This window comes from Klebsiella sp. TF21-TM (assembly GCF_019753495.1).
GTDB lineage: Bacteria > Pseudomonadota > Gammaproteobacteria > Enterobacterales > Enterobacteriaceae > Klebsiella > Klebsiella quasipneumoniae.
The window spans coordinates 186,023-210,806 of the sequence record NZ_JAIJYL010000003.1 but is presented as its reverse complement, the minus strand read 5'-3'; the positions used below and the strand labels follow the sequence as shown (position 1 = coordinate 210,806).

At 58.4% G+C, this 24,784-nt stretch carries 20 protein-coding genes; 12 read left to right on the top strand and 8 right to left on the bottom strand.

Features of this window, described 5'->3' with window-relative positions; all coding sequences use genetic code 11:
- The 9 genes from citF to folA all read left to right on the top strand — a co-directional run bounded on the left by citF (position 1) and on the right by folA (position 11,929).
- Positions 1-1,527: a citrate lyase subunit alpha gene (citF, locus tag K5R89_RS04485; protein WP_032429096.1), complete on the top strand. Its 1,527-nt coding sequence runs from the start codon at positions 1-3 to the stop codon at positions 1,525-1,527.
- Positions 1,528-1,545: 18 nt separating this feature from the next.
- The gene (gene citG / locus K5R89_RS04480) at positions 1,546-2,454 is read left to right on the top strand and encodes a triphosphoribosyl-dephospho-CoA synthase CitG (protein WP_032453157.1); all 909 of its coding nucleotides are present in this window, start codon (positions 1,546-1,548) and stop codon (positions 2,452-2,454) included.
- 226 nt (positions 2,455-2,680) lie between these two features.
- The gene (gene dapB, locus K5R89_RS04475) at positions 2,681-3,502 is read left to right on the top strand and encodes a 4-hydroxy-tetrahydrodipicolinate reductase (RefSeq protein WP_023291944.1); all 822 of its coding nucleotides are present in this window, start codon (positions 2,681-2,683) and stop codon (positions 3,500-3,502) included.
- A gap of 457 nt (positions 3,503-3,959) precedes the next feature.
- Entirely contained in the window at positions 3,960-5,108 is a 1,149-nt protein-coding gene (gene carA / locus K5R89_RS04470; protein ID WP_023291945.1) for a glutamine-hydrolyzing carbamoyl-phosphate synthase small subunit, read from the top strand.
- Between the two features lie 17 nt (positions 5,109-5,125).
- The gene (carB, locus tag K5R89_RS04465) at positions 5,126-8,350 is read left to right on the top strand and encodes a carbamoyl-phosphate synthase large subunit (RefSeq protein WP_004204267.1); all 3,225 of its coding nucleotides are present in this window, start codon (positions 5,126-5,128) and stop codon (positions 8,348-8,350) included.
- Positions 8,351-8,519: 169 nt separating this feature from the next.
- Positions 8,520-8,753 (top strand): YgdI/YgdR family lipoprotein, encoded by a 234-nt coding sequence (locus K5R89_RS04460; protein ID WP_002888059.1) that lies wholly within the window; start codon positions 8,520-8,522, stop codon positions 8,751-8,753.
- Positions 8,754-8,884: 131 nt separating this feature from the next.
- Positions 8,885-9,418: a glutathione-regulated potassium-efflux system oxidoreductase KefF gene (gene kefF / locus K5R89_RS04455; protein ID WP_004204269.1), complete on the top strand. Its 534-nt coding sequence runs from the start codon at positions 8,885-8,887 to the stop codon at positions 9,416-9,418.
- Complete coding sequence (kefC, locus tag K5R89_RS04450; RefSeq protein WP_023291948.1) at positions 9,411-11,276, top strand: glutathione-regulated potassium-efflux system protein KefC; 1,866 nt, start codon at positions 9,411-9,413, stop codon at positions 11,274-11,276. The genes kefF and kefC overlap by 8 nt, the downstream gene beginning before the upstream one ends.
- A 173-nt stretch (positions 11,277-11,449) precedes the next feature.
- Positions 11,450-11,929: a type 3 dihydrofolate reductase gene (folA, locus tag K5R89_RS04445; protein ID WP_004204271.1), complete on the top strand. Its 480-nt coding sequence runs from the start codon at positions 11,450-11,452 to the stop codon at positions 11,927-11,929.
- Between the two features lie 280 nt (positions 11,930-12,209).
- Here the strand turns inward: folA and apaH are convergent, their stop codons facing one another.
- Genes apaH through lptD form a run of 6 tightly spaced genes read right to left on the bottom strand, consistent with a single transcriptional unit; the run spans position 12,210 to position 18,945 of the window.
- On the bottom strand, positions 12,210-13,058 hold the full coding sequence (gene apaH, locus K5R89_RS04440; RefSeq protein ID WP_023291949.1) for a bis(5'-nucleosyl)-tetraphosphatase (symmetrical) ApaH: 849 nt from the start codon (positions 13,056-13,058) through the stop codon (positions 12,210-12,212).
- Between the two features lie 4 nt (positions 13,059-13,062).
- The gene (gene apaG, locus K5R89_RS04435) at positions 13,063-13,440 is read right to left on the bottom strand and encodes a Co2+/Mg2+ efflux protein ApaG (RefSeq protein ID WP_004204274.1); all 378 of its coding nucleotides are present in this window, start codon (positions 13,438-13,440) and stop codon (positions 13,063-13,065) included.
- Between the two features lie 2 nt (positions 13,441-13,442).
- Entirely contained in the window at positions 13,443-14,264 is an 822-nt protein-coding gene (gene rsmA / locus K5R89_RS04430) for a 16S rRNA (adenine(1518)-N(6)/adenine(1519)-N(6))-dimethyltransferase RsmA (protein ID WP_023291950.1), read from the bottom strand.
- Entirely contained in the window at positions 14,261-15,250 is a 990-nt protein-coding gene (gene pdxA / locus K5R89_RS04425) for a 4-hydroxythreonine-4-phosphate dehydrogenase PdxA (RefSeq protein WP_087827539.1), read from the bottom strand. The genes rsmA and pdxA overlap by 4 nt, the downstream gene beginning before the upstream one ends.
- 5 nt (positions 15,251-15,255) lie before the next feature.
- Positions 15,256-16,542, bottom strand: a complete 1,287-nt coding sequence (gene surA / locus K5R89_RS04420) for a peptidylprolyl isomerase SurA (protein WP_023291952.1) — start codon at positions 16,540-16,542, stop codon at positions 15,256-15,258.
- Between the two features lie 54 nt (positions 16,543-16,596).
- Complete coding sequence (lptD, locus tag K5R89_RS04415) at positions 16,597-18,945, bottom strand: LPS assembly protein LptD (protein ID WP_032429098.1); 2,349 nt, start codon at positions 18,943-18,945, stop codon at positions 16,597-16,599.
- A 243-nt stretch (positions 18,946-19,188) separates the two neighbouring features.
- On the opposite strand from lptD, the gene djlA reads away from it, so the two are divergent.
- On the top strand, positions 19,189-20,016 hold the full coding sequence (gene djlA, locus K5R89_RS04410; protein WP_008807470.1) for a co-chaperone DjlA: 828 nt from the start codon (positions 19,189-19,191) through the stop codon (positions 20,014-20,016).
- A gap of 31 nt (positions 20,017-20,047) precedes the next feature.
- Here djlA and K5R89_RS04405 read toward each other — a convergent pair whose 3' ends face one another.
- Together K5R89_RS04405 and K5R89_RS04400 are read right to left on the bottom strand one after the other, a co-directional pair.
- Positions 20,048-20,746 carry a response regulator gene (locus K5R89_RS04405; protein ID WP_023291954.1) on the bottom strand — a complete coding sequence of 233 codons (699 nt, stop codon included), beginning with the start codon at positions 20,744-20,746 and terminating at the stop codon, positions 20,048-20,050.
- On the bottom strand, positions 20,736-22,361 hold the full coding sequence (locus K5R89_RS04400) for a sensor histidine kinase (protein ID WP_048336386.1): 1,626 nt from the start codon (positions 22,359-22,361) through the stop codon (positions 20,736-20,738). The genes K5R89_RS04405 and K5R89_RS04400 overlap by 11 nt, the downstream gene beginning before the upstream one ends.
- Positions 22,362-22,684: 323 nt before the next feature.
- Here K5R89_RS04400 and K5R89_RS04395 point away from each other — a divergent pair, with 323 nt between their 5' ends.
- Both K5R89_RS04395 and citX read left to right on the top strand, forming a co-directional pair.
- Positions 22,685-24,049, top strand: coding sequence for a 2-hydroxycarboxylate transporter family protein (locus tag K5R89_RS04395; protein ID WP_044520990.1), 1,365 nt, complete (start codon positions 22,685-22,687; stop codon positions 24,047-24,049).
- A gap of 179 nt (positions 24,050-24,228) precedes the next feature.
- A complete protein-coding gene (gene citX, locus K5R89_RS04390) occupies positions 24,229-24,768 on the top strand; it encodes a citrate lyase holo-[acyl-carrier protein] synthase (protein WP_004204286.1) in 540 nt (179 codons plus the stop codon).
- The last annotated feature ends 16 nt before the right edge of the window (positions 24,769-24,784 follow it).

Genomic DNA, 24,784 nt, shown 5'->3' with positions numbered 1-24,784 from the left:
ATGAAAGAGACAGTAGCAATGCTCAATCAGCAGTATGTGATGCCGGAAGGATTGACCCCTTACAGCGGCGTGACGGCGAAAAGCCCATGGCTGGCCAGTGAGACGGAAAAGCGGCGGCGTAAAATCTGCGACTCGCTGGAAACGGCAATCCGTCGTTCCGGCCTGCGAAACGGCATGACCATCTCGTTCCACCACGCGTTTCGCGGCGGTGACAAAGTGGTCAATATGGTGGTGGCGAAGCTGGCGGAGATGGGCTTTCGCGATCTGACCCTGGCGTCCAGTTCGCTTATCGACGCTCACTGGCCGCTGATCGAGCATATTAAAAACGGCGTGATCCGCCAGATCTACACCTCCGGCCTGCGCGGGAAGCTCGGCGAGGAGATCTCCGCCGGGCTGATGGAAAATCCGGTGCAGATCCACTCTCACGGTGGTCGCGTACAGCTGATCCAAAGCGGTGAGTTGTCTATTGACGTGGCGTTCCTCGGCGTTCCCTGCTGCGATGAGTTTGGCAATGCCAACGGCTTTAGCGGTAAGTCGCGCTGCGGCTCGCTGGGCTACGCGCGCGTTGATGCGGAACATGCCAAATGCGTCGTGCTGTTGACCGAAGAGTGGGTGGACTACCCTAACTACCCGGCCAGTATCGCCCAGGATCAGGTGGATCTGATCGTTCAGGTGGACGAAGTAGGCGATCCGGAAAAAATCACCGCTGGCGCCATTCGTCTGACCAGCAACCCGCGCGAGCTGCTGATCGCCCGCCAGGCGGCGAAAGTGGTTGAACACTCCGGTTACTTTAAAGAGGGTTTCTCACTGCAGACCGGCACCGGCGGCGCCTCGCTGGCGGTGAGCCGCTTCCTGGAAGACAAAATGCGCCGCAACGGTATCACCGCCAGCTTCGGCCTTGGCGGCATCACCGGGACGATGGTCGATCTGCATGAGAAAGGGCTGATTAAAACGCTGCTCGACACCCAGTCGTTCGATGGCGATGCGGCGCGCTCGCTGGCGCAGAACCCGAACCACGTCGAAATCTCTACCAATCAATATGCCAGCCCGGGTTCCAAAGGGGCCTCCTGCGAGCGCTTAAACGTGGTAATGCTCAGCGCGCTGGAAATTGACACCGACTTTAACGTCAACGTGATGACCGGCTCCAATGGCGTGCTGCGCGGCGCGTCAGGCGGCCATAGCGATACCGCCGCCGGCGCGGATTTGACCATCATTACCGCGCCGTTAGTTCGCGGCCGCATTCCCTGCGTCGTGGAAAAGGTGCTGACCCGCGTGACGCCGGGAGCCAGCGTGGATGTGCTGGTCACCGACCATGGCATTGCGGTAAACCCGGCGCGCCAGGACCTGATCGACAATTTACGCAACGCTGGTATTGCGCTGATGACCATAGAGGAACTGCAGCAGCGCGCGGAGTTGCTGACGGGCAAACCGAAAGCGATCGAATTTACCGATCGGGTGGTGGCGGTAGTCCGCTATCGCGACGGTTCGGTCATCGATGTGATCCATCAGGTGAAAAACAGCGACTAAGCGCAGAGGGGAAAGGCCATGAGCGACGTGTTAATTCAACCTCCGCGTGTGCTACGCGGAAAACCACTGAGCGCCGAAGAGGTGGTCAGCGCGGTAGAGCGCGCGCTGTTGACCGAAGTTCGCCTGACCCCTAAGCCCGGGCTGGTGGATATTCGTAACGCTGGCGCGCACCGGGATATGGATCTGGCCTCGTTTGAGGCCAGTACCGCGGTGGTGGCGCCGTGGATGGAGAAGTTTTTTATCATGGGCCACGATACCGCGGCGGTCGCGCCGGAGCAGGTGTTGATGATGCTGCGTCCGGTGGGAATGGCCTGCGAGAACGATATGCTGGAGGTCACCGGCGGGGTGAATACCCATCGTGGGGCGATCTTCGCTTTTGGCCTGCTCAGCGCGGCAGCGGGCAGGCTGGTCTCGAAAGGCGAGCCGATAGAGCAGCACCGGCTTTGCGACCAGGTGGCGCGCTTCTGTCGCGGCATGGTTATGCAGGAATTGTCCTCCGCCAGTGGGGAACGGCTGAGCAAAGGCGAGATGCATTTTCTGCGTTACGGCTTCTCCGGCGCCCGCGGCGAGGCGGAGAGCGGATTCCTGACTGTGCGCACCCAGGCATTACCGGTCTTTAACCGCATGATGGAGGAGACCGGCGACAGCAATCTGGCGCTACTGCAAACCCTGCTGCATCTGATGGCATGGAATGATGACACCAACCTGGTGTCACGCGGCGGGCTGGCCGGATTGAACTATGTCCAGCAGGAGGCGCAGCGGCTGCTGTGGCAGGGCGGCGTGCTGGCTGACGGTGGGCTGGAGGCGTTGCGCCAGTTTGATGACGATCTGATTGCCCGCCATCTTAGCCCCGGCGGTAGCGCCGATCTGCTGGCGGTGACCTGGTTTTTATCCGCGTTTCCCGCCGGCGCGCTTTTCCCGCTGTAACCCTCTGCAACATCGTCCTCGCCCGCACCGTGCGGGCGGGGCATCATCATTCGCATCCTGGTTCTCACTGCGTAAACGAGGAATTGCGGCACAATCATATAGTTTTTACTGATATCGTCCGCCGTTTGTCATAAATTTCTAATTATCGGCGTTTTTGAGTAGCGGCCCGCTGACGGGCTGGTTACTCTGAAAACAATTTACGTAATGTTAACAAAAGAGAATAGCTATGCATGATGCACAAATCCGCGTGGCCATCGCCGGCGCGGGCGGCCGGATGGGACGCCAGTTAATTCAGGCTGCGCTGCAGATGGATGGAGTGGCGCTGGGCGCGGCGCTGGAGCGTGAAGGATCCAGCCTGGTGGGCAGCGACGCCGGCGAGCTGGCGGGCGCCGGCAAAGCGGGCGTCACGGTGCAGAGCAGCCTGACGGCGGTAAAAGATGATTTCGACGTGTTGATCGATTTTACCCGCCCGGAAGGCACGCTGAACCATCTGGCGTTTTGCCGCGACCACGGCAAAGGGATGGTCATCGGCACCACCGGTTTTGACGACGCTGGCAAGCAGGCGATTAGCGATGCCGCGCAGGAGATTGCCATTGTCTTTGCCGCTAACTTTAGCGTCGGCGTCAATGTTCTGTTAAAGCTGCTGGAGAAGGCGGCGAAGGTGATGGGCGACTACACCGACATCGAAATTATCGAAGCGCACCATCGGCATAAAGTGGATGCGCCGTCAGGCACCGCGCTGGCGATGGGCGAAGCGATCGCCGGGGCATTGAACAAAGATCTCAAGGACTGCGCGGTCTACAGTCGTGAAGGCCACACTGGCGAACGCGTCCCGGGCACCATTGGCTTCGCGACCGTCCGCGCGGGGGATATCGTCGGTGAACATACAGCGATGTTTGCTGATATTGGCGAACGTATTGAGATCACCCATAAAGCCTCCAGTCGGATGACATTTGCTAATGGCGCGGTTCGCTCTGCATTGTGGCTGAAGGGCAAGAAAAATGGCCTCTTTGATATGCGCGACGTGCTGGAACTGAATAGTTTATAACGATTATTACCCATCGTGATGTGGTTATTGCTATCAATAAGTTATTGATGCAAGGGGCAATATTTTGTTGCCCTTTTTTATTTTTAGCTGTTTTTGTTTATTTTTCATCTGAGAAGGCTATAAGTTTGGATGTAGTTCGGATTTTTAGTGAACGAAATGTAAATTTTGACCATTTGGTCCACTTTTTTGCCGTTCAGCGCCAGGTTTTACACTCTTCGCCGTCCGCAAGCGTTTTCTCAGCCAGGTTTGTTGATCTTTTTGGCGTAAAAATCACGTGTTATGCGCCAGTGGCGTAAAATGACATTAAAAATCTCCGCTTTAAGTTGACTTTTATCCGACATCTCTCCAGAATGCCGCCGTTTGCCAAAAATCTGCGGGCAACAGATTTGCATTGATTCAGATCGTGTTTATGAATTAATATGCAAATAAAGTGAGTGGATATTCTCTGGAGGATGTTTTGATTAAGTCAGCGCTATTGGTTCTGGAAGACGGAACCCAGTTTCACGGTCGGGCCATCGGGGCAACCGGCACGGCGGTTGGGGAAGTCGTTTTCAATACTTCAATGACCGGTTATCAAGAAATCCTCACTGATCCTTCCTATTCCCGCCAAATCGTCACTCTTACTTATCCTCATATTGGTAATGTCGGCACCAACGCCGCCGATGAAGAATCTTCTCAGGTACATGCTCAGGGTCTGGTTATTCGCGACCTGCCGCTGATTGCCAGCAACTTCCGCAGTACCGAAGACCTCTCTTCCTATCTGAAGCGCCATAACATCGTGGCGATTGCCGATATCGATACCCGCAAGCTGACGCGTCTGCTGCGTGAGAAAGGGGCGCAGAACGGCTGCATCATCGCGGGCGACAGTCCGGATGCCCAGCTGGCGCTGGAAAAAGCGAAAGCGTTCCCTGGCCTGAACGGCATGGACCTGGCGAAAGAAGTGACCACCGCAGAAACCTACAGCTGGACGCAAGGCAGCTGGACCCTGGCGGGCGACCTGCCGGAAGCGAAAGCGGAAAGCGAGCTGCCGTTCCACGTCGTCGCGTATGACTTCGGCGCGAAACGCAACATCCTGCGCATGCTGGTTGACCGCGGCTGCCGCCTGACGGTGGTGCCGGCGAAGACTTCGGCGGCGGATGTGCTGGCGCTCAATCCGGACGGCATTTTCCTCTCCAACGGTCCTGGCGACCCGGCGCCGTGTGATTACGCTATCGACGCGATTGAAAAATTCCTGGAGACCGATATTCCGGTGTTCGGCATCTGCCTCGGCCATCAGCTGTTGGCGCTGGCGAGCGGCGCCAAGACCATTAAGATGAAGTTCGGCCACCACGGCGGCAACCACCCGGTGAAAGATATTGATAATAACGTGGTGATGATCACCGCCCAGAACCACGGTTTCGCCGTGGATGAGGCGACGCTGCCGGCCAACCTGCGCGTGACCCACAAGTCGCTGTTCGACGGCACCCTGCAGGGGATCCATCGCACCGACAAGCCGGCGTTCAGCTTCCAGGGCCACCCTGAAGCGAGCCCGGGGCCGCACGATGCCGCGCCGCTGTTCGACCACTTTATCGAGTTAATTGAGCAATACCGTCAGTCCGCGAAATAATCAGGAGTTAAAGAGCCATGCCAAAACGTACAGACATAAAAAGTATCCTGATTCTGGGCGCGGGCCCGATTGTTATCGGTCAGGCGTGCGAGTTTGACTACTCCGGCGCCCAGGCCTGTAAAGCCCTGCGCGAAGAGGGCTACCGCGTTATCCTGGTGAACTCTAACCCGGCGACCATCATGACCGACCCGGAAATGGCCGATGCCACCTACATCGAGCCGATTCACTGGGAAGTGGTGCGTAAAATCATCGAAAAAGAGCGCCCGGACGCGGTGCTGCCGACCATGGGCGGCCAGACGGCGCTGAACTGCGCGCTGGAGCTGGAGCGTCAGGGGGTGCTGGCTGAATTCGGCGTGACCATGATTGGCGCCACCGCCGATGCGATTGACAAGGCCGAAGACCGTCGCCGTTTCGATATCGCGATGAAAAAAATCGGTCTCGACACCGCGCGTTCCGGTATCGCCCACACGATGGAAGAGGCGCTGGCGGTAGCGGCTGACGTCGGCTATCCGTGCATCATCCGTCCGTCGTTCACGATGGGCGGCACCGGCGGCGGCATCGCCTATAACCGCGAAGAGTTCGAAGAGATTTGTACCCGCGGCCTGGATCTCTCTCCCACCAACGAGCTGCTGATTGATGAATCGCTGATCGGCTGGAAAGAGTATGAGATGGAAGTGGTGCGCGATAAGAACGACAACTGCATCATCGTCTGCTCTATCGAAAACTTCGACGCCATGGGGATCCACACCGGTGACTCCATCACCGTTGCGCCGGCGCAGACCCTGACCGACAAAGAGTACCAAATCATGCGTAACGCCTCGATGGCGGTGCTGCGTGAAATCGGCGTCGAAACCGGCGGCTCTAACGTTCAGTTCGCGGTCAACCCGAAAAACGGTCGCCTGATCGTTATCGAAATGAACCCGCGCGTTTCCCGCTCCTCGGCGCTGGCCTCCAAAGCCACCGGCTTCCCGATTGCTAAAGTGGCCGCCAAGCTGGCGGTAGGTTACACCCTCGACGAGCTGATGAACGACATCACCGGCGGCCGTACCCCGGCTTCCTTCGAGCCGTCCATCGACTATGTGGTCACGAAAATCCCACGCTTTAACTTCGAAAAATTCGCCGGCGCCAACGACCGTCTGACCACCCAGATGAAGTCCGTCGGCGAAGTGATGGCGATTGGCCGTACCCAGCAGGAGTCCTTGCAGAAAGCGCTGCGCGGTCTGGAAGTGGGCGCCACTGGCTTCGATCCGAAAGTGAGCCTTGACGATCCGGAAGCGCTGACTAAAATCCGCCGCGAACTGAAAGACGCCGGCGCTGAGCGTATCTGGTACATCGCCGACGCGTTCCGCGCGGGCCTCTCGGTTGACGGCGTCTTCAACCTGACCAACATCGACCGCTGGTTCCTGGTGCAGATTGAAGAGCTGGTCCGTCTGGAAGAGAAAGTGGCGGAAGTGGGCATCAACGGCCTCGACGCTGACTTCCTGCGCACCCTGAAGCGTAAAGGCTTTGCCGATGCGCGTCTGGCGAAGCTGGCGGGCGTGCGGGAAGCGGAAATCCGCAAACTGCGCGACCAGTATGATCTGCACCCGGTCTACAAGCGCGTGGACACCTGCGCCGCGGAATTCGCCACCGATACCGCCTATATGTACTCCACTTATGAAGAAGAGTGCGAGTCCAACCCGTCCGTTGACCGCGATAAAATCATGGTCCTCGGCGGCGGCCCGAACCGTATCGGTCAGGGTATCGAATTCGACTACTGCTGCGTACACGCCTCGCTGGCGCTGCGCGAAGACGGTTACGAGACCATCATGGTCAACTGTAACCCGGAAACCGTCTCTACTGACTACGACACTTCCGACCGTCTGTACTTCGAGCCGGTCACCCTGGAAGACGTGCTGGAAATCGTGCGTATCGAGAAGCCAAAAGGCGTTATCGTGCAGTACGGCGGCCAGACGCCGCTGAAGCTGGCGCGCGCCCTGGAAGCCGCAGGCGTACCGGTTATCGGCACCAGCCCGGACGCTATCGACCGTGCGGAAGACCGTGAGCGCTTCCAGCACGCGGTTGACCGTCTGAAGCTGAAGCAGCCGGCGAACGCCACCGTCACCGCCATTGAACAGGCGGTAGAGAAAGCGAAAGAGATTGGCTACCCGCTGGTGGTGCGTCCGTCTTACGTGCTGGGCGGCCGGGCGATGGAGATCGTCTATGACGAGCAGGATCTGCGCCGCTACTTCCAGACTGCGGTCAGCGTCTCCAACGACGCGCCGGTGCTGCTGGACCGCTTCCTCGACGACGCGATTGAAGTGGATGTTGATGCTATCTGCGATGGTGAAATGGTGCTGATTGGCGGCATCATGGAGCATATCGAGCAGGCAGGCGTTCACTCCGGCGACTCCGCCTGTTCCCTGCCAGCCTACACCCTGAGCAAAGAGATTCAGGATGTGATGCGCGAGCAGGTGCAGAAGCTGGCCTTCGAGCTGCAGGTTCGCGGTCTGATGAACGTCCAGTTCGCGGTGAAAGATAACGAAGTCTATCTGATTGAAGTCAACCCGCGTGCAGCGCGTACCGTGCCGTTCGTCTCCAAAGCCACCGGCGTACCGCTGGCGAAAGTGGCGGCGCGCGTGATGGCCGGTAAGACGCTGGCGCAGCAGGGCGTGACCAAAGAGATCATCCCGCCGTACTACTCGGTGAAAGAGGTGGTTCTGCCGTTCAACAAATTCCCGGGCGTTGACCCGCTGTTAGGGCCAGAAATGCGCTCCACCGGGGAAGTGATGGGCGTCGGTCGCACCTTTGCCGAAGCGTTCGCCAAGGCGCAGCTGGGCAGCAACTCGACCATGAAGAAACAGGGGCGCGCGCTGCTCTCCGTCCGCGAAGGCGACAAAGAGCGCGTGGTCGACCTGGCGGCGAAGCTGCTGAAGTTTGGTTTCGAGCTGGATGCAACCCACGGTACCGCGATTGTGCTGGGCGAAGCCGGCATCAACCCGCGTCTGGTGAACAAGGTGCATGAAGGTCGTCCGCACATTCAGGACCGTATCAAGAATGGCGAATACACCTACATCATCAACACCACCGCAGGTCGTCAGGCGATTGAAGACTCCAAGCTGATTCGCCGCAGCGCCCTGCAGTACAAAGTGCACTATGACACCACCCTGAACGGCGGCTTTGCCACCGCGATGGCGCTGAACGCTGACGCCACCGACAAGGTGATTTCGGTTCAGGAAATGCACGCGCAAATCACCAAATAAGCGCTCCGGCCTGGCCGGATAGCAACAAACCTGGGCTGACGACATCGTCAGCCCATTTTTTTGGGCTGCGGCCATCTTCAGAGAGTTCTGCTTTTAACCCCCTGTCGGGTCAGGCTAACTATAGTTAGCACCATAACGATACCTATTGATGAAAAGACAGGAGGATACAATGCGGAACAATATTCTGGTGGCATCCGCGCTGGCAGCGACGGCAATCATGTTCGTGGCCGGTTGCTCATCGAATCAGTCGATCAAAACCACCGACGGCAAGACCATTGTCACCAGCGGTAAACCGCAGGTGGATGATGATACCGGTCTGGTCTCCTACAAAAATGCCGAAACCGGACGCGTGGAGCAGATTAACCGCGATCAGGTGAAATCCATGGATGAGCTGGATAATTAAGGCCTGACGTTTTCCATTCAGGCGCGCGTTACGTACACCACCGCGACATAAATCACAGTTATCATTGTAAGCGGTTCGCTTAACTGTCTACACTCTTGCTGATTACGACAAGAGCTAACGCAGGCCAATCAATGATTCTGATAATTTATGCGCATCCTTATCCGCAGCATTCTCATGCGAATAAGCGAATGCTTGAACAAGCAGGGACGCTTGAAGGCGTAGAGATACGCTCCCTTTATCAACTCTATCCCGACTTTAATATCGATGTCGCCGCCGAGCAGGCGGCGCTCGCCCGTGCCGATCTGGTTATCTGGCAGCACCCGATGCAGTGGTATAGCGTGCCGCCGCTGCTGAAGCTGTGGATGGACAAAGTGCTGTCGCACGGCTGGGCCTATGGCCATAACGGTATTGCGCTGCGTGGTAAATCGCTGATGTGGGCGGTGACCACCGGCGGCGGTGAAAGCCACTTTGATATCGGTTCGTTTCCCGGTTTTCCGGTGCTGGCGCAGCCGCTGCAGGCCACCGCGCTTTACTGCGGGATGAAATGGCTGCCGCCATTCGCCATGCACTGCACCTTTATCTGCGATGACGAAACGCTGCAGGCGCAGGCCCGCCATTATCGTCAACGCTTAATCGACTGGCAGGAGGCACATCAGAATGGATAGCCATACGCTGATACAGGCGCTGATTTACCTGGGCGCCGCGGCGCTGATTGTGCCCATCGCCGTCCGCCTTGGGCTTGGGTCGGTGCTGGGCTATCTCATCGCCGGCTGTATTATCGGGCCGTGGGGGCTGCGGCTGGTGACCGACGCCGAGGCTATTCTGCACTTTGCCGAGATTGGCGTGGTGCTGATGCTGTTCGTCATTGGTCTGGAGCTGGATCCGCAGCGTCTGTGGAAGCTGCGCGCTTCGGTGTTTGGCGGCGGCGCGCTGCAGATGGTGGCCTGTGGGGTTTTGATCGGCCTCTTTTGCATGCTGCTGGGCCTGCGCTGGCAGGTGGCCGAGCTGATCGGTATGACCCTGGCGCTCTCCTCAACCGCTATCGCCATGCAGGCGATGAATGAGCGCAATTTGACGATGTCGCAGATGGGGCGCAGCGCCTTCGCGGTGCTGCTGTTCCAGGATATCGCGGCGATCCCGCTGGTGGCGATGATCCCGCTGCTGGCGGCCAGCGGCGGCGCCACTTCGCTGATGGCTTTTGCCCTCTCCGCGCTGAAGGTGGCCGCGGCGCTGGCGCTGGTGGTGGTTCTGGGGCGCTATCTGACCCGTCCGCTGCTGCGCTTTGTCGCCCGTTCCGGTCTGCGCGAAGTGTTCAGCGCCGTGGCCCTGTTCCTGGTCTTCGGCTTTGGGCTGTTGCTGGAAGAGGTGGGGCTGTCGATGGCGATGGGGGCGTTTCTCGCCGGGGTGCTGCTGGCCAGCTCCGAGTATCGCCATGCGCTGGAGAGCGATATTGAGCCGTTTAAGGGCCTGCTGCTGGGGCTGTTCTTTATCGGCGTCGGGATGTCGATTGATTTCGGCACCCTGGTTACCCACCCGCTGCGTATTGTGATTTTGCTGGTGGGTTTCCTGGCGATAAAAATGCTGATGCTGTGGCTTATCGCCAGACCGCTTGGCGTGCCTCGCGCCCAGCGCCGCTGGTTTGCGGTGCTGCTGGGGCAGGGGAGTGAGTTCGCGTTTGTGGTCTTTGGCGCCGCGCGGATGGCGGAGGTGCTGGACGGCGAATGGGCAAAGGCGCTGACCCTGGCGGTGGCGCTGTCGATGGCGGCAACCCCCATCCTGCTGGTGCTGCTGACCCGTCTGGAGAAATCGTCCAGCGGCCAGGCGCGGGATGCGGACGAGATTGATGAAGAGCAGCCGCGGGTGATTGTCGCCGGCTTTGGCCGCTTCGGGCAGATCGCCGGGCGACTGCTGCTCTCCAGCGGGGTGAAGATGGTGATCCTCGATCACGACCCGGACCATGTCGATACCCTGCGCAAATTTGATATGAAGGTCTTCTACGGCGATGCCACCCGGGTCGATCTGCTGGAGTCGGCTGGCGCCGAAAAGGCGGAGGTGCTGATCAATGCCATTGACGATCCGCACGTCAGCCTGGAGCTGGTGGCGAGGGTAAAAGAGCATTTTCCGCATCTGCAGATTATCTCCCGCGCCCGCGATGTCGATCACTATATCCAGCTGCGTCAGGCTGGCGTCGAAGCCCCGGAGCGTGAAACCTTCGAGGCGGCGCTGAAATCCGGCCGGATGACGCTGGAGGCGCTGGGGCTCGGCGCGTATGAAGCGCGCGAGCGGGCCGATCTGTTCCGTCGCTTCAACCTGCAGATGGTCGAAGAGATGGTGGCGATGGCGGAAAATGATGCGGCGTCGCGGGTGGCGGTCTTCAAGCGGACCAGCGATATGCTGACCGGCATCATCAACGAAGATCGTCATCATCTGTCGCTGGTGCAGCGTCACGGCTGGCAGGGGACGGAAGAGGGCAGGCACACCGGGGATATCGCCGATGAGCCGGAAAATAAGCCCTCCGCCTGACGTTAATCAGTAACATTTTGTTTTCGTTTGGATCCTGTTCTGGCGGCCCACGGCACGAACGTGGGCTTGCCAGCAAATCAGAAAATTTTCTTATTCTTTACCCTCCGGCCAGTCGACGAAGTTGTACGCTTTCCGTATAGTGGCGACAATTTTTTGTACTCAGGAATGAATGAATGATCAGTCTGATTGCGGCGTTAGCGGTAGATCGCGTCATTGGTATGGAAAACGCCATGCCATGGAACCTGCCTGCCGATCTCGCCTGGTTCAAACGCAACACATTAAATAAGCCGGTAGTGATGGGGCGTCTGACCTGGGAATCCATTGGGCGCCCGTTGCCGGGGCGTAAAAATATCGTGATCAGCAGCAAGCCAGGCAGCGACGATCGCGTGCAGTGGGTCTCCTCCGTTGACGAAGCGATTGCCGCCTGCGGCGATGTGGAAGAGATCATGGTGATCGGCGGTGGTCGGGTTTATGAGCAGTTCCTGCCGAAGGCGCAGAAGCTCTATCTGACCCATATCGATGCGGAAGTGGAAGGCGATACTCATTTCCCGGATTACGATCCGGACCAGTGGGAATCGGTGTTCAGCGAGTTTCATGACGCCGACGCGCAGAACTCCCACAGCTACTGCTTTGAGATCCTCGAACGCCGTTAAGCGGGAAGGATAGCAATGAAAAAACCCCGGTCGCGTCTGGCGTGACCGGGGTTTTCTTTGGCGTGAATTCAGCGCGGATGCCGCTGCCACTATTTTTTCTACGCCAGGTTTCCCGTCGCGGGGTGCGTTTTTCCGGAGCGCTGCCCGGGATGACAAATGGCACGTAAACGTAGGTCGGGTAAGGCGTTAGACGCCACCCGACACAAACGAGGCTCCGCGCCCGCAGTTCTTGCCCGGCGGCGCTGCGCTTGCGCGGGCCTGGGGGACGGCGCCTGTTTCTTCAGGACGCGACGGCTTCGCCTTCGTCGAGGCTTTTCTGCCGGTTCGACGGCTGGGTAAAGTACTGCTTATCCTCCCAGCGCAGGCAGGTGAGTTCCCCCCCCCAGCAGCAGCCGGTATCCAGCGCGTAAATGCCCTCCGGCGTACCGCGTCCCTCCAGCGACGCCCAGTGGCCAAAGGCAATGCTGTAGGCACTGCTGACCGGTCCCGGAATGGCAAACCACGGCTTCAGCGGCGCCGGGGCGTCCTCGGGCGCTTCTTTCGAGTACATATCCAGCTGGCCGTTCGGGAAGCAGTAGCGCATGCGGGTGAAGGCGTTAGAGATAAAGCGCAGGCGCGCCAGGCCGCTCAGCTCGTTGCTCCAGTGATTCGGCATGTCGCCGTACATGGCATCGAGGAAGAAAGGGTAGGAGTCGCTGGAGAGCACCGCTTCTACATCGCGTGCGCACTGCTGGGCAGTCTCCAGATCCCACTGCGGGGTGATGCCGGCGTGGGCCATCACCAGCTTTTTCTCTTCGTCCACCTGGAGTAGCGGCTGACGACGCAGCCAGTTGAGGAGCTCATCGGCATCCGGTGCTTCCAGCAGTGATTTCAGACGATCTTTCGGCTTGTTGCGGCTGATGCCGGCGAAGACCGCCAGCAGGTGTAAATCATGATTGCCCAGCACCAGTCGCACGCTGTCGCCCAGAGATTTGACATAGCGCAGAACCTCCAGCGACCCCGGGCCACGGGCCACCAGATCGCCGGTCAGCCACAGCGTATCGATCGCCGGGTCGAATTCAACCTGCGCTAATAATGCGATCAGTTCATCGTAGCAACCGTGAACGTCGCCAATAAGGTATGTTGACATTGTTTTAATGAATGAGCGTTGGAACTGCGAGACGGAAAACAGGGATCTCGATACGGAACGGCGCGCCGTCGATATCGATCATCTCATAATGACCCTGCATGGTTCCCAGCGGCGTTTCAATGACCGCGCCGCTGGTATATTGATATTCACCGCCGGCGGGAATATGCGGTTGCTCGCCGACCACCCCTTCACCCTGAACTTCAGTCTCACGACCGTGGCCGTTAGTGATGAGCCAGTAGCGGCCAAGCAGCTGAACCTGACTCCGCCCCAGATTGCGAATGGTGACGGTATAAGCGAAGACGTAGCGCTCTTCTTCCGGAGAAGACTGCGATTCGATATAGACGCTTTGCACCTGAACGCAAACACGAGGCGAATTGATCATGGTTAGCTCTCCTTCGATGGCAGATTGTCAGACAGCCAGTTGGCCATCTGGCAGTACTGCGCCACGGAAATATTTTCTGCACGCATGGCCGGGTCGATGCCCAGCTCGGTCAGCACGTCCACGCTGAACAGATTGCCGAGACTGTTGCGGATGGTCTTGCGGCGCTGGTTGAACGCTTCGGTGGTGATGCGGCTCAACACCCGGATCTCTTTGACCGGATATGGCATCGTGCTGTGCGGCACCAGGCGGACCACCGCGGAATCGACCTTAGGCGGCGGGGTAAACGCGCTCGGCGGCACTTCGAGTACCGGGATCACCTGGCAATAATATTGCGCCATCACGCTTAACCGACCATACGCCTTACTGTTCGGTCCGGCAACCAGACGATTCACCACTTCCTTCTGCAGCATAAAGTGCATATCGGCAATGGCATCAGTATAGCTGAACAGATGGAACATCAGCGGGGTCGAAATATTGTACGGCAGGTTGCCGAAGACGCGCAGCGGCTGACCCATTTTCTCCGCCAGTTCGCCGAAGTTCATGGTCATCGCATCCTGCTGATAGATGGTCAGCTTCGGCCCGAGGAACGGATGCGTCTGCAGGCGGGCCGCCAGATCGCGGTCCAGCTCGATAACGGTCAGCTGGTCAAGGCGTTCACCGACCGGCTCGGTCAGCGCGGCGAGACCGGGGCCGATTTCAACCATCGCCTGGCCTTTCTGCGGATTAATCGCCGAGACGATGCTGTCGATCACAAACTGATCGTTGAGGAAGTTCTGCCCGAAGCGTTTACGGGCTAAATGGCCCTGATGGACTCGATTATTCATTGGATATTAACAATCATTTTGATGGCGAGATTAAGCGCCGTGATAAAACTGCCGACGTCCGCTGTTCCCTGGCCCGCTAATTCCAGCGCGGTGCCGTGGTCGACGGAGGTACGAATAAAAGGTAAACCGAGCGTAATGTTCACGCCGCGGCCAAAGCCCTGGTATTTTAGCACGGGCAGGCCCTGATCGTGGTACATCGCGAGTACCGCATCGGCATGGTCAAGGTATTTGGGCTGGAAAAGGGTGTCAGCCGGCAGCGGACCGCTGAGGTGCATCCCCTTCGCGCGCATCTCTTCCAGCACCGGAATGATGGTGTCAATCTCTTCCGTTCCCATATGACCGCCTTCGCCAGCGTGCGGGTTAAGCCCGCAAACCAGCACATGCGGCTGAGCAATGCCAAATTTCGTGCGCAGGTCGTGATCGAGAATCGTGATGATCTCGCGCAGCAGGTCGGGCGTTATCGCCTCGCTGATGGCTTTCAACGGCAGATGGGTCGTCACAAGCGCCACCCGCAGCTCCTCGGTCGCCAGCATCATCACCACTTTGCTGGCCTGCGCGCGCTCTTCGAAGAACTCGGTATGACCGGTGAAGGCGATGCCGGCGTCGTTGATGTTGCCTTTGTGCACCGGGCCGGTCACTAACGCCGCAAATTCGCCGCTCAGGCAGCCGTCGCAGGCGCGCGCCAGCGTCTCGACTACGTAGGCGCCGTTTTGTACGTTCAGCACGCCGGGCTCCGCCGGGACGCTCAGCGGTACGTTAAGCAGCGTCAGCGTACCGGCACGCTGCGGAACGGGCGGTTGCGCAGCATCGTATGGCAGGAGAGATAAAGGAAGACCGAGCCTCTGGGCTCGGTCAGTTAACAGGGCGCCGTCGGCGCAGATCACCAGCTCAACTGGCCAGTCGCGCTGGGCAAGCTGCACGACCAGGTCAGGGCCAATCCCGGCGGGTTCGCCGGGAGTGATAACAACTTTACGGGTTTCAGGCATCGATATTAGTTGCTCAGAATTTTAACATACGCACTGGCGCGCTGTTCCTGCATCCAGGTTGCCGCTTCTTCAGAGAATTTGCGGTTCATCAGCATACGGTAAGCACGATCTTTCTGCGCGGCGTCGGTTCTGTCGACCTGACGGCTATCCAGCAGTTCGATCAGATGCCAGCCGAAGGAGGAGTGCACCGGTCCGCTGGTCTGCCCTTTGTTCAGACGCATCAGCGCATCGCGGAACGCCGGGTCGAAGATATCCGGCGTGGCCCAGCCTAAATCACCGCCCTGGTTCGCCGAGCCTGGATCTTCAGAATACGCTTTCGCCGCTTTAGCGAAGGTGGTTTTCCCGCTCTTAATGTCGGCGGCAATCTGCTCCAGCTTAGCCTGAGCCTGCGCATCGTTCATGATTGGCGATGGCTTCAGCAGAATATGACGGGCATGCACTTCGGTGACGGAGATGTTCTGGGTCCCACCGCGCAGGTCATTCACTTTCAGAATGTGGAAGCCGACGCCGGAACGGATCGGACCGACGATATCCCCTTTCTTCGCGGTGCTTAACGCCTGGGCGAAAATGCCCGGCAGCTCCTGGATACGACCCCAACCCATCTGGCCGCCCTTCAGCGCCTGTTGGTCGGCGGAGTAGGTGATCGCCAGTTTACCGAAGTTGGCGCCGTTGCGTGCTTGCTCAACGATGGCATTCGCTTGCTCCTGAGCCGCGGCGACTTCATCAGAGGTCGGGTTCTCCGGCAGCGGGAGCAGGATGTGGCTCAGGTTAAGCTCGGTGCTGGCGTCGTTCTGGTCGCCGATCTGTTTGGCCAGCGCTTCCACTTCCTGCGGCAGCACGGTGATGCGACGACGCACTTCATTGTTACGCACTTCCGAAATCAGCATCTCTTTACGGATCTGGTTACGGTAGGTGTTGTAGTTGATGCCTTCATAGGCCAGACGGCTGCGCATCTGATCCATGGTCATATTGTTTTGTTTGGCGATGTTGGCGATGGCCTGATCGAGCTGGTCGTCAGAGACCTTCACGCCCATCTTCTGCCCCATCTGTAACACGATCTGGTCCATGATCAGTCTTTCGAGGATCTGATGGCGCAGGGTCGCGTCATCCGGTAGCTGTTGGCCAGCCTGACCAGCATTGAGCTTAACCGATTGCATCAAACCATCGACGTCGCTTTCCAGTACGACGCCATTATTGACGACGGCCGCTACTTTATCGACCACCTGGGGGGCAGCGAAACTGGTATTCGCGATCATGGCGATACCGAGAAGCAGCGTTTTCCAGTTCTTCATACTTTTTCCATTTCGATTAACCGCAAATGCGGATGATGTTGTAAACCAGCCGCATCACAGGGAGCTCTGGTATGGTAAAATGTTCGAACGCAGCATCTGCTGGGTGCCGAGGCCGTAATTAGAGCTCAGACCGCGCAATTCGATATTGATTCCGAAGGTGTTGTCGTATTTGCTCTCGCCGCCATTGTTGTTGCTATCCCAACCGTTGACTTTACGTTCGTAGCCAAGACGGATGGCGTAGCAGCAGGAGTTATACTGGACACCCAACATCTGGTTTGCTGCTTTCCGGGTATTAGTATCGTAGTAGTAGGCCCCGACCACGGACCAGCGATCGACGATCGGCCAGCTGGCGGTCATCCCCACCTGCGAGATACCCTCTTTATATTGCGCCGCAGTGGAATATGACGGCAGCGTGGCCTGAATATATTCCGGGCTGGCGTAACGATAGTTAAGCTGGACTAAGCGGTTTTCATCGCGACGGTATTCAATGGTGCCGTTGCCGGTTGCAACGTTATCCAGACGCGTATCATACTGGATCCCGCCGCGCAGACCCCAGTTATCGGCAATGCGCCAGTAGGTGTCGCCGGCCCATACCAGTGAACCCGTGGTGTCGTTGTTCTCCCAGTTGATGTTGTCATCACCGGTGCGTGACTCGGTGAAATAGTAGATTTGACCAACGGAAATGTTAAAACGTTCCACCGCGGCGGCGTCATACACGCGCGAGGTGATACCGGTAGTGACCTGATTGGCCGACGCGATGCGGTCCAGACCGCTATAGGTACGGTCGCGGAACAGGCCGGTGTAGTCCGACTGCAACAGCGTGGAGTCGTAGCTGCCGATTTCACTCTGATCGCGGTACGGCACGTACAGATACTGCATGCGCGGTTCCAGCGTTTGGGTGAATCCCTCCTGCAGGTCGCGCTCAAAGACCATTTTGCCGTCGATTTTAAACTGCGGCATCACGCGGCTAACGGACTCTTTGTAGTCCGTACCGTTGGCGGCGTTGTACTTATCAAGATTGCTCTGCTGGTAGTGGGTCGCCAGCAGCTTGGCTTCGGTATTCAGACTCCCCCAGCCGTTGGACAGCGGCAGGTTGATCGTCGGTTCGAAGTGAACGCGGGTCGCTTCCGGCATGTTGTTGTTCGAGTTAACAAAATGGGCGACCTGGCCGTACAGATGGGTATCGAACGGACCGACATCGTTCTGGTAGTAGTTGATGTCGAGCTGCGGCTCAGCCGAGTAGGAGTTGCTCGACTCCCGATCGAAGACCTGGAACTGCTTGGTTGAGACCGTGGCGTCAAAGTTCTGATTGACATACCCGGCGCTGAATTTCTGCGTCGCATAGCCGTCGGTACTGGAACCATACTTCGAGCTGAAATCGTTGAAGTAGTCAGGATCGCTGACCTTGGTGTAGTCAGCGTTCAGACGCCACACCTGATCGATAACCCCGGAGTGGTTCCAGTAGAACAGCCAGCGGCGGCTGTTGCTGTCGCTGGAGTGGTCGTCTTCGTAGACTTTATCTGACGGCAGGTAGTCAAACTCCGTTAAGCCGCTGCCGAGCTGGGTCAGATAGCGGAATTCGTTTTCCCACATCACGCCGCCGCGCTTGTTCATATAGTGCGGGGTGATAGTGGCATCGAAGTTTGGCGCGATGTTCCAGTAGTACGGCAGGGAGAATTCCACGCCGTTTTTGGTGCTGTATTTCGCGTTCGGGATCAGGAAGCCTGAACGACGCTTATCGCCCACCGGCAGTTGCAGGTAGGGGCTATAGAAAATCGGCACGGAGCCAAGCTTGAAGCGGGCGTTCCAGATCTCGGCAACTTGCTCTTCGCGATCGTGGATAACTTCGCTGCCCACGACGCTCCAGGTGTCGGAGCCCGGCAGACAGGAGGTAAAGCTGCCGTTTTCCAGAATGGTATAGCGGTTTTCGCCGCGCTGTTTCATCAGGTCAGCGGTGCCGCGTCCCTGGCGTCCGACCATTTGATAATCGCCCTGCCAGACGTTGGTATCTTTGGTATTCAGATTCGACCAGGCTTTTGGCCCTTTGAGGATCACCTGGTTATCGTCGTAGTGCACGTTGCCCAGCGCGTCCACCGTGCGCACCGGCTGCGCCTGGCCCGCGGCCTGCTGCTGATGCAGCTGAACTTCGTCGGCGCGGAGGCGGCTATTCCCCTGGTTAATATCGACGTTGCCGGTAAAGACGGCGTTGTCCGGGTAGTTGCCCTTCGCATGATCGGCGTTAATCGTCACCGGCAGATCGCCAGGCCGACCTTCCACGAGCGGACGATCATAGCTTGGCACGCCAAGCATACATTGCGTTGCGAGATCGGCAGCGAGGCCTTGTTGGCTATACAAGGCGCTGGCAATCATCGTAGCCAGGAGGCTGGGAATACGTTTTTTCATACGTTGTATTTATTGTTCCATCATCTTGTGGCAGCGGCTTGCAAACGGTCAGAGCCTAACTTACTCAACTTTATCACGCTAGTGTTAATCCTGCCCGTTTCGAGCCCGAGCGTTAGGCACCCTGTTGAATGACGAGTATGATAAAGCAAATTATAGGCTATGTCCCACAATTGACCGAGGCGCGAGTGCCGGGTAACGTGCGGTCATATTCGTGCTTAACGGCGACAAACAGTTGGGGAGTCTATGCAGTATTTGGGTAAAGTGATTGGCGTGGCAGTGGCTTTGCTGATGGGCGGTGGGTTCTGGGGCGTGGTGCTCGGCTTCCTGGTCGGCCATATGTTTGACCGGGCGCGCAGCCGCCGGTTGAATCTCTTCGCCAATCAGCAGGAGCGTCAGTCGCTCTTCTTTTCCACCACCTTTGAAGTGATGGGTCATCTGACCAAGTCCAAGGGCCGCGTTACCGAAGCGGATATTCACGTCGCCAATGTGCTGATGGATCGCATGAATCTGCACGGCGCTTCGCGCACCGCGGCGCAGCAGGCATTTCGCGACGGCAAGGCCGACAATTATCCGCTGCGCGAGAAGATGCGCCAGCTGCGCAGCGTCTGCTTTGGCCGCTTCGATCTGATTCGGATGTTTCTGGAAATTCAGCTGCAGGCGGCGTTCGCTGACGGCGAACTGCACCCTAACGAACGTGAAGTGCTGTTCGTCATCGCCGATGAGCTTGGCATCTCCCGCGCCCAGTTCGATCAATTCCTGCGAATGATGCAGGGCGGCGCCCAGTTCGGCGGCGGTTCGCAGCAGCAATCTTATGGTCAGCACGGCGGCAACGCCGGCTGGCAGCAGGCGCAGCGCGGTCCAACGCTGGAGGACGCCTGCAACGTGCTGGGGGTGAAACCGACTGACGACGCGGCGACAGTGAAGCGCGCCTATCGTAAGCTGATGAACGAGCACCATCCGGACAAGCTGGTGGCGAAAGGGCTGCCGCCGGAGATGATGGAGATGGCCAAACAGAAAGCCCAGGAGATCCAGAAGGCCTGGGAGCTGATTAAAGAGCAGCGCGGTTTCTGAGTTTTCCAGCCCCTCCCACCCGGCGAGGGGGTTAGCGTTTGGCCTGTGCGCGGCGATACAGCCGCCGCGGATGGCCGATTTTTCCGTACAGCATCTCCACCTCCAGAAAACCGGTCTCAACGCCGTGTTCAAGATAGCGGCGGGCGGTGGTTTTGCTGAGCCCGGCGGCGCTGACCACCTCATCAACGGAAAAGCAGTGCGCTTCCCGGCCGCTAAACAGACCCTGCACCAGCGCCAGCGTTTTCTCTTCAATCCCTTTGCTGCCACTATCCATACGGTAGTTCTTCGCCTGCAGTTGATAGAGGGAATCGACGTTCTGCTGATCGACGATTTTCCACTCCCGCTGCTGATCGTAGAACTGGATAAAACGCTCCAGCGACTGGCTCAGCCGCTTCCATGATACCGGCTTAAGAATATAGTCGAAGGCGCCGTTGCGGATGGCCTGGCTGCAGGTTTCCATATCGCTGGCGGCGGTGATAAAGATCACCGAGCATTGGCTGGTCGCCAGCGCCGGGTCGGTCATCAGCGTCACCCCTTTGCCGTCCGGCAAATAGTTATCCAGCAGCACCAGCTGCGGCGGCGTGGCGTGGAGCAACTGACGGGCCTGAGCGAGGGAGGCCGCCATGCCCGCCAGCCGCAGGCGCGGGTGTTTCTGCACAAGCTCGGCGTGCAGGCGCGCCAGCTCGCTCTCATCTTCAATGATTAGCACATCGACCAGGTCATGATGCATCGTGGGCCTCCGGTTGCGGACAGGCGGGCGCGTCGGCCGGGATAAACAGGGTGAAGATCGTTCCCCGCGGCGCGTTATCGGCGACTTCGATGGTGCCGCCCGCCTGAGTGACATAATGTTCAATAAGATACAGACCAATGCCGTGATCGCCACGGGTTTTGGTGGTGACGCCGCGTTCAAAAATGCGCTCGCGGATATCGGGGCGGATGCCGACGCCGCGGTCGGCCACTTCGATAATCAGCTCCCGGGCGTTGAGCTGGATCAGGACTTCCACCGGCTCATGCGGAAGCTCGGCGCGCTGCGTGGCTTCGATGGCGTTATCCAGCAGGTTGCCGATGATGGAGATCAGTTCGGATTCCATCAGCGACGGCAGCGGACGGTCAATGCGGCAGGCCGGGTCGAAGCTCAGCGCCACGCCTTTTTCGCGGGCGCGAGTGGCTTTGCCGAGCAGCAGACCGCACAGCGTCGGCGAGTGGAAGTGCGAGGAGATAAAGTCCAGTAACTCCTGAGCATGCTCCGACTGGGCCTGAATATAGCGGATCGCTTCGTCATAATGGCCCATATGCAGCAGGCCGGAGAGGGTGGTCATCCGGTTGAGCTGCTCGTGGCGCATGATGCGAAGATTGTCGACATAGCGCTTCACCTGGCTCAGCTGGGCGGTGAGGGCATTGATTTCATTGCGGTCTCGGAAGGTAATCACCCAGCCCTGCAGGGTATTCTCCAGCATAATGCGCACCCGACTGGCGAGCACGGTCAACTGGTTGAAGCGGCACAGCTCATCATGGGTGTCGCGCTCAAGCATGTCGCCGCTGGCGAAAAAGGGCTGCGGGGAAATCACGCTGTCGATGGACTGGCCGCGCAGCTGACGGGCGGGCTGGCTGAGTCCCAGCAGGCTGCGGGCGGCATGGTTAATCACCTCAATGCGCCGCTGGCGATCGATGACGATCACCCCCTCAAAGATCGACTCCATCATCGCCTTTTGCTGGCGCACCAGCAGGCCTATCTCCCGCGGCTCGAGCGAAAAAATCTGTTTCTTGATGCTGCGGGTAAAGTACCAGGAGAAGATAAACAGGGCGGTGAGCAGCAGGACGGCGGCGATAAAAATATTGATCACTTTGCTCAGGGTAATGCTGTCGAGATAGCTGGTGAGGTAGCCGACGGAGACAATGCCGATCACCCGCCCCGCGTCATCGATGATGGGCGTTTTACTGCGCAGCGAGACGCCCAGGCCGCCTTTGCGAATGGTGGTAATGGACTTTCCCTCCAGTACCGCCTGGTTGTCGCCGCCGACCAGCCGCGTGCCGACCCACTCCGGATGGACGGAATGAAACAGATGCATCCCCTGGCGGTCGCCGATGACGATAAAGCTGGCGTCGCTATGGGCGGCGATTTGCTGCATAAATGCCTGAATCGCCTGTGGGTCATGCCGGCTGACCTGCTGACGTAAATTTGGCATCAGGGCTATCTCTTCGGCCTGAATTTTGGCCCGGGCGCTCATTTCCTGATAAAGCTGGCGGCTGGCGTCAAAGTAATAATAAATACCCAGCGCGATAAACAGGACTGAGAAAAAAGCGACCAGCGAAATAAACAGCTTATATTGAAAAGATAATTTCATAGGTCCCGGACGACGTATTCACCATACCGGCACTCTATCATTTTTCTGTCACGTGACGTAAATGTTAAGGGAAAGTTGTGATCAGCGGCGCAGGCGCCGGCTACCGCCAGTGGTCGCGGCGGAAATAACGCGTGGCGGGAAATAAAAACCATAAAAACCACGATAATAAATCAGAGATATATCACCCCTGCGCGGATCAGCGAATAGAAACCATAAAAACCATAGTGACCATTAAAACTTCTTTTTTAATTCGGGGAGCTTCACATTAACGACGCCGCTGTCCCTTTACGCTGAAAATGAATAATAACGACAGGGCTGAATTTATGAGCACCACAGACAACGCATTCTCTGCAACCCTTGAACCGATCAATACGCCGAAAACCACGCTCAGGCAGCGCTGGTGGCACATCATGGATAACTGGAAGGTAGGGATCGTCCCGCTGCCGCTGTTTCTGCTGGCCGGGGGGCTGATCGCTCTCGACTGCCTTGGCGGTAAACTGCCGAGCGATATCGTGGTGATGGTGGCTACGCTGGCTTTCTTTGGCTTCGCCTGCGGCGAGTTTGGCAAACGTCTGCCGGTGCTGGGAAAACTCGGCGCGGCGGCGATCTGCGCCACTTTTATTCCTTCCGCGCTGGTCCATTACGGCCTGCTGCCGGACGTGGTCGTTGAATCCACCACCAAATTCTATAAATCCACCAACATCCTCTATCTCTATATCTGCTGCATTATCGTCGGCAGCATCATGAGTATGAACCGCACCACCCTGATTCAGGGCTTCCTGAAGATCTTCTTCCCAATGCTGTGCGGCGAGGTGGTCGGCATGCTGGTGGGCATCGGCGTCGGCACGCTGCTGGGCATGGAGCCGTTCCAGGTGTTCTTCTTTATCGTGCTGCCGATCATGGCCGGCGGCGTAGGGGAAGGGGCGATCCCGCTGTCGATGGGCTACGCCGCGCTGATGCATATGGAGCAGGGAGTGGCCCTGGGCCGGGTGTTGCCGATGGTGATGCTCGGCAGCCTGACGGCGATCGTCATCTCCGGCTGCCTCAACCAGCTCGGCAAGCGCTTCCCGCATCTGACCGGCGAAGGGCAGCTGATGCCGAACCGCAGCCATGAAACCCGCAGCCTCGGCGAGAGCGAAGGCGTGAGCGGCAAAACCGACGTCGGGACGCTGGCCTCCGGCGCGCTGCTGGCGGTGCTGCTGTATATGATGGGGATGCTCGGCCACAAACTGATTGGTCTGCCGGCGCCGGTGGGCATGCTGTTTCTCGCGGTGCTGTTAAAGCTGGCTAATGTGGTTTCTCCGCGCCTGCAGGAGGGATCGCAGATGGTGTATAAATTCTTCCGCACCGCGGTCACCTACCCGATCCTCTTTGCCGTCGGCGTGGCGATCACCCCGTGGCAGGAGCTGGTGAACGCCTTCACCTTCACCAACCTGCTGGTGATCGTCAGCACCGTCTCCGCGCTGGTGGCGACCGGTTTCCTGGTCGGTAAAAAGATAGGGATGCACCCGGTCGATGTGGCGATTGTCTCCTGTTGCCAGAGCGGGCAGGGCGGCACCGGCGATGTGGCGATCCTGACCGCCGGCAACCGCATGAGCCTGATGCCGTTCGCGCAGATCGCTACCCGGATTGGCGGGGCGATAAATGTCTCGCTGGGGTTGCTGTTCCTCAGCCACTATCTGGCGTGATATAACGCTACGCTCAGCGATAAACCTGCTATTTTCCGCTACAGAACGCCGAAAATATCTGCGTTCTGTATCCTAAATGCTCCGCATTTAGCGTTACAATCAGCGCGCGATCGGCTATCGCAACCATCATCATGACAGTCCAGGCGCTGTCGCATTTATCATATGTAGGAGAGGAATTAATGTCAGTGGATACTCCCGCCCAGGCGGGCGTCAGCATCGACGCATTGCTGGCGGCGAAAGAGCAGCGTGCAGCCCGCCAGGCCGACTGGTTGGCCCATTATCAGCAGCCTGTTATTTCCCTGACCCTGGTGACCCCCGGGGCGGTGAAGGACAGCATTCGCTATCGCAACATGATGGGCGTAGCCCTCCAGGCCTGCGATCAACTGCTGTGGAAGCACCGCTGGCAAACGCTGGATCGTCAAGTGCTGTGGCTGCCGACCGGGCCTGAAGCGCTGTGGTGCGTGGCGCACCCGGCCAGCGAAATCAAAGCGATGTGCAGTACGCTGGAGCAGAGCCATCCGCTGGGACGCTTGTGGGATATCGATGTGATCTGTCCGCAGAGCGGGCAGGTGGGACGCCAGTCGCTGGGCGAGTCGCAGCGCCGCTGCCTGCTGTGCGATGAGCCGGCGCACGCCTGCGCGCGCAGCCGTCGTCACGACACCGATCTCGTCGTTGCCCGCGTTGAGCAGATGATTGACGCGTGGTTTGCCCGCGATTAACGGGTCAGTATTCCCC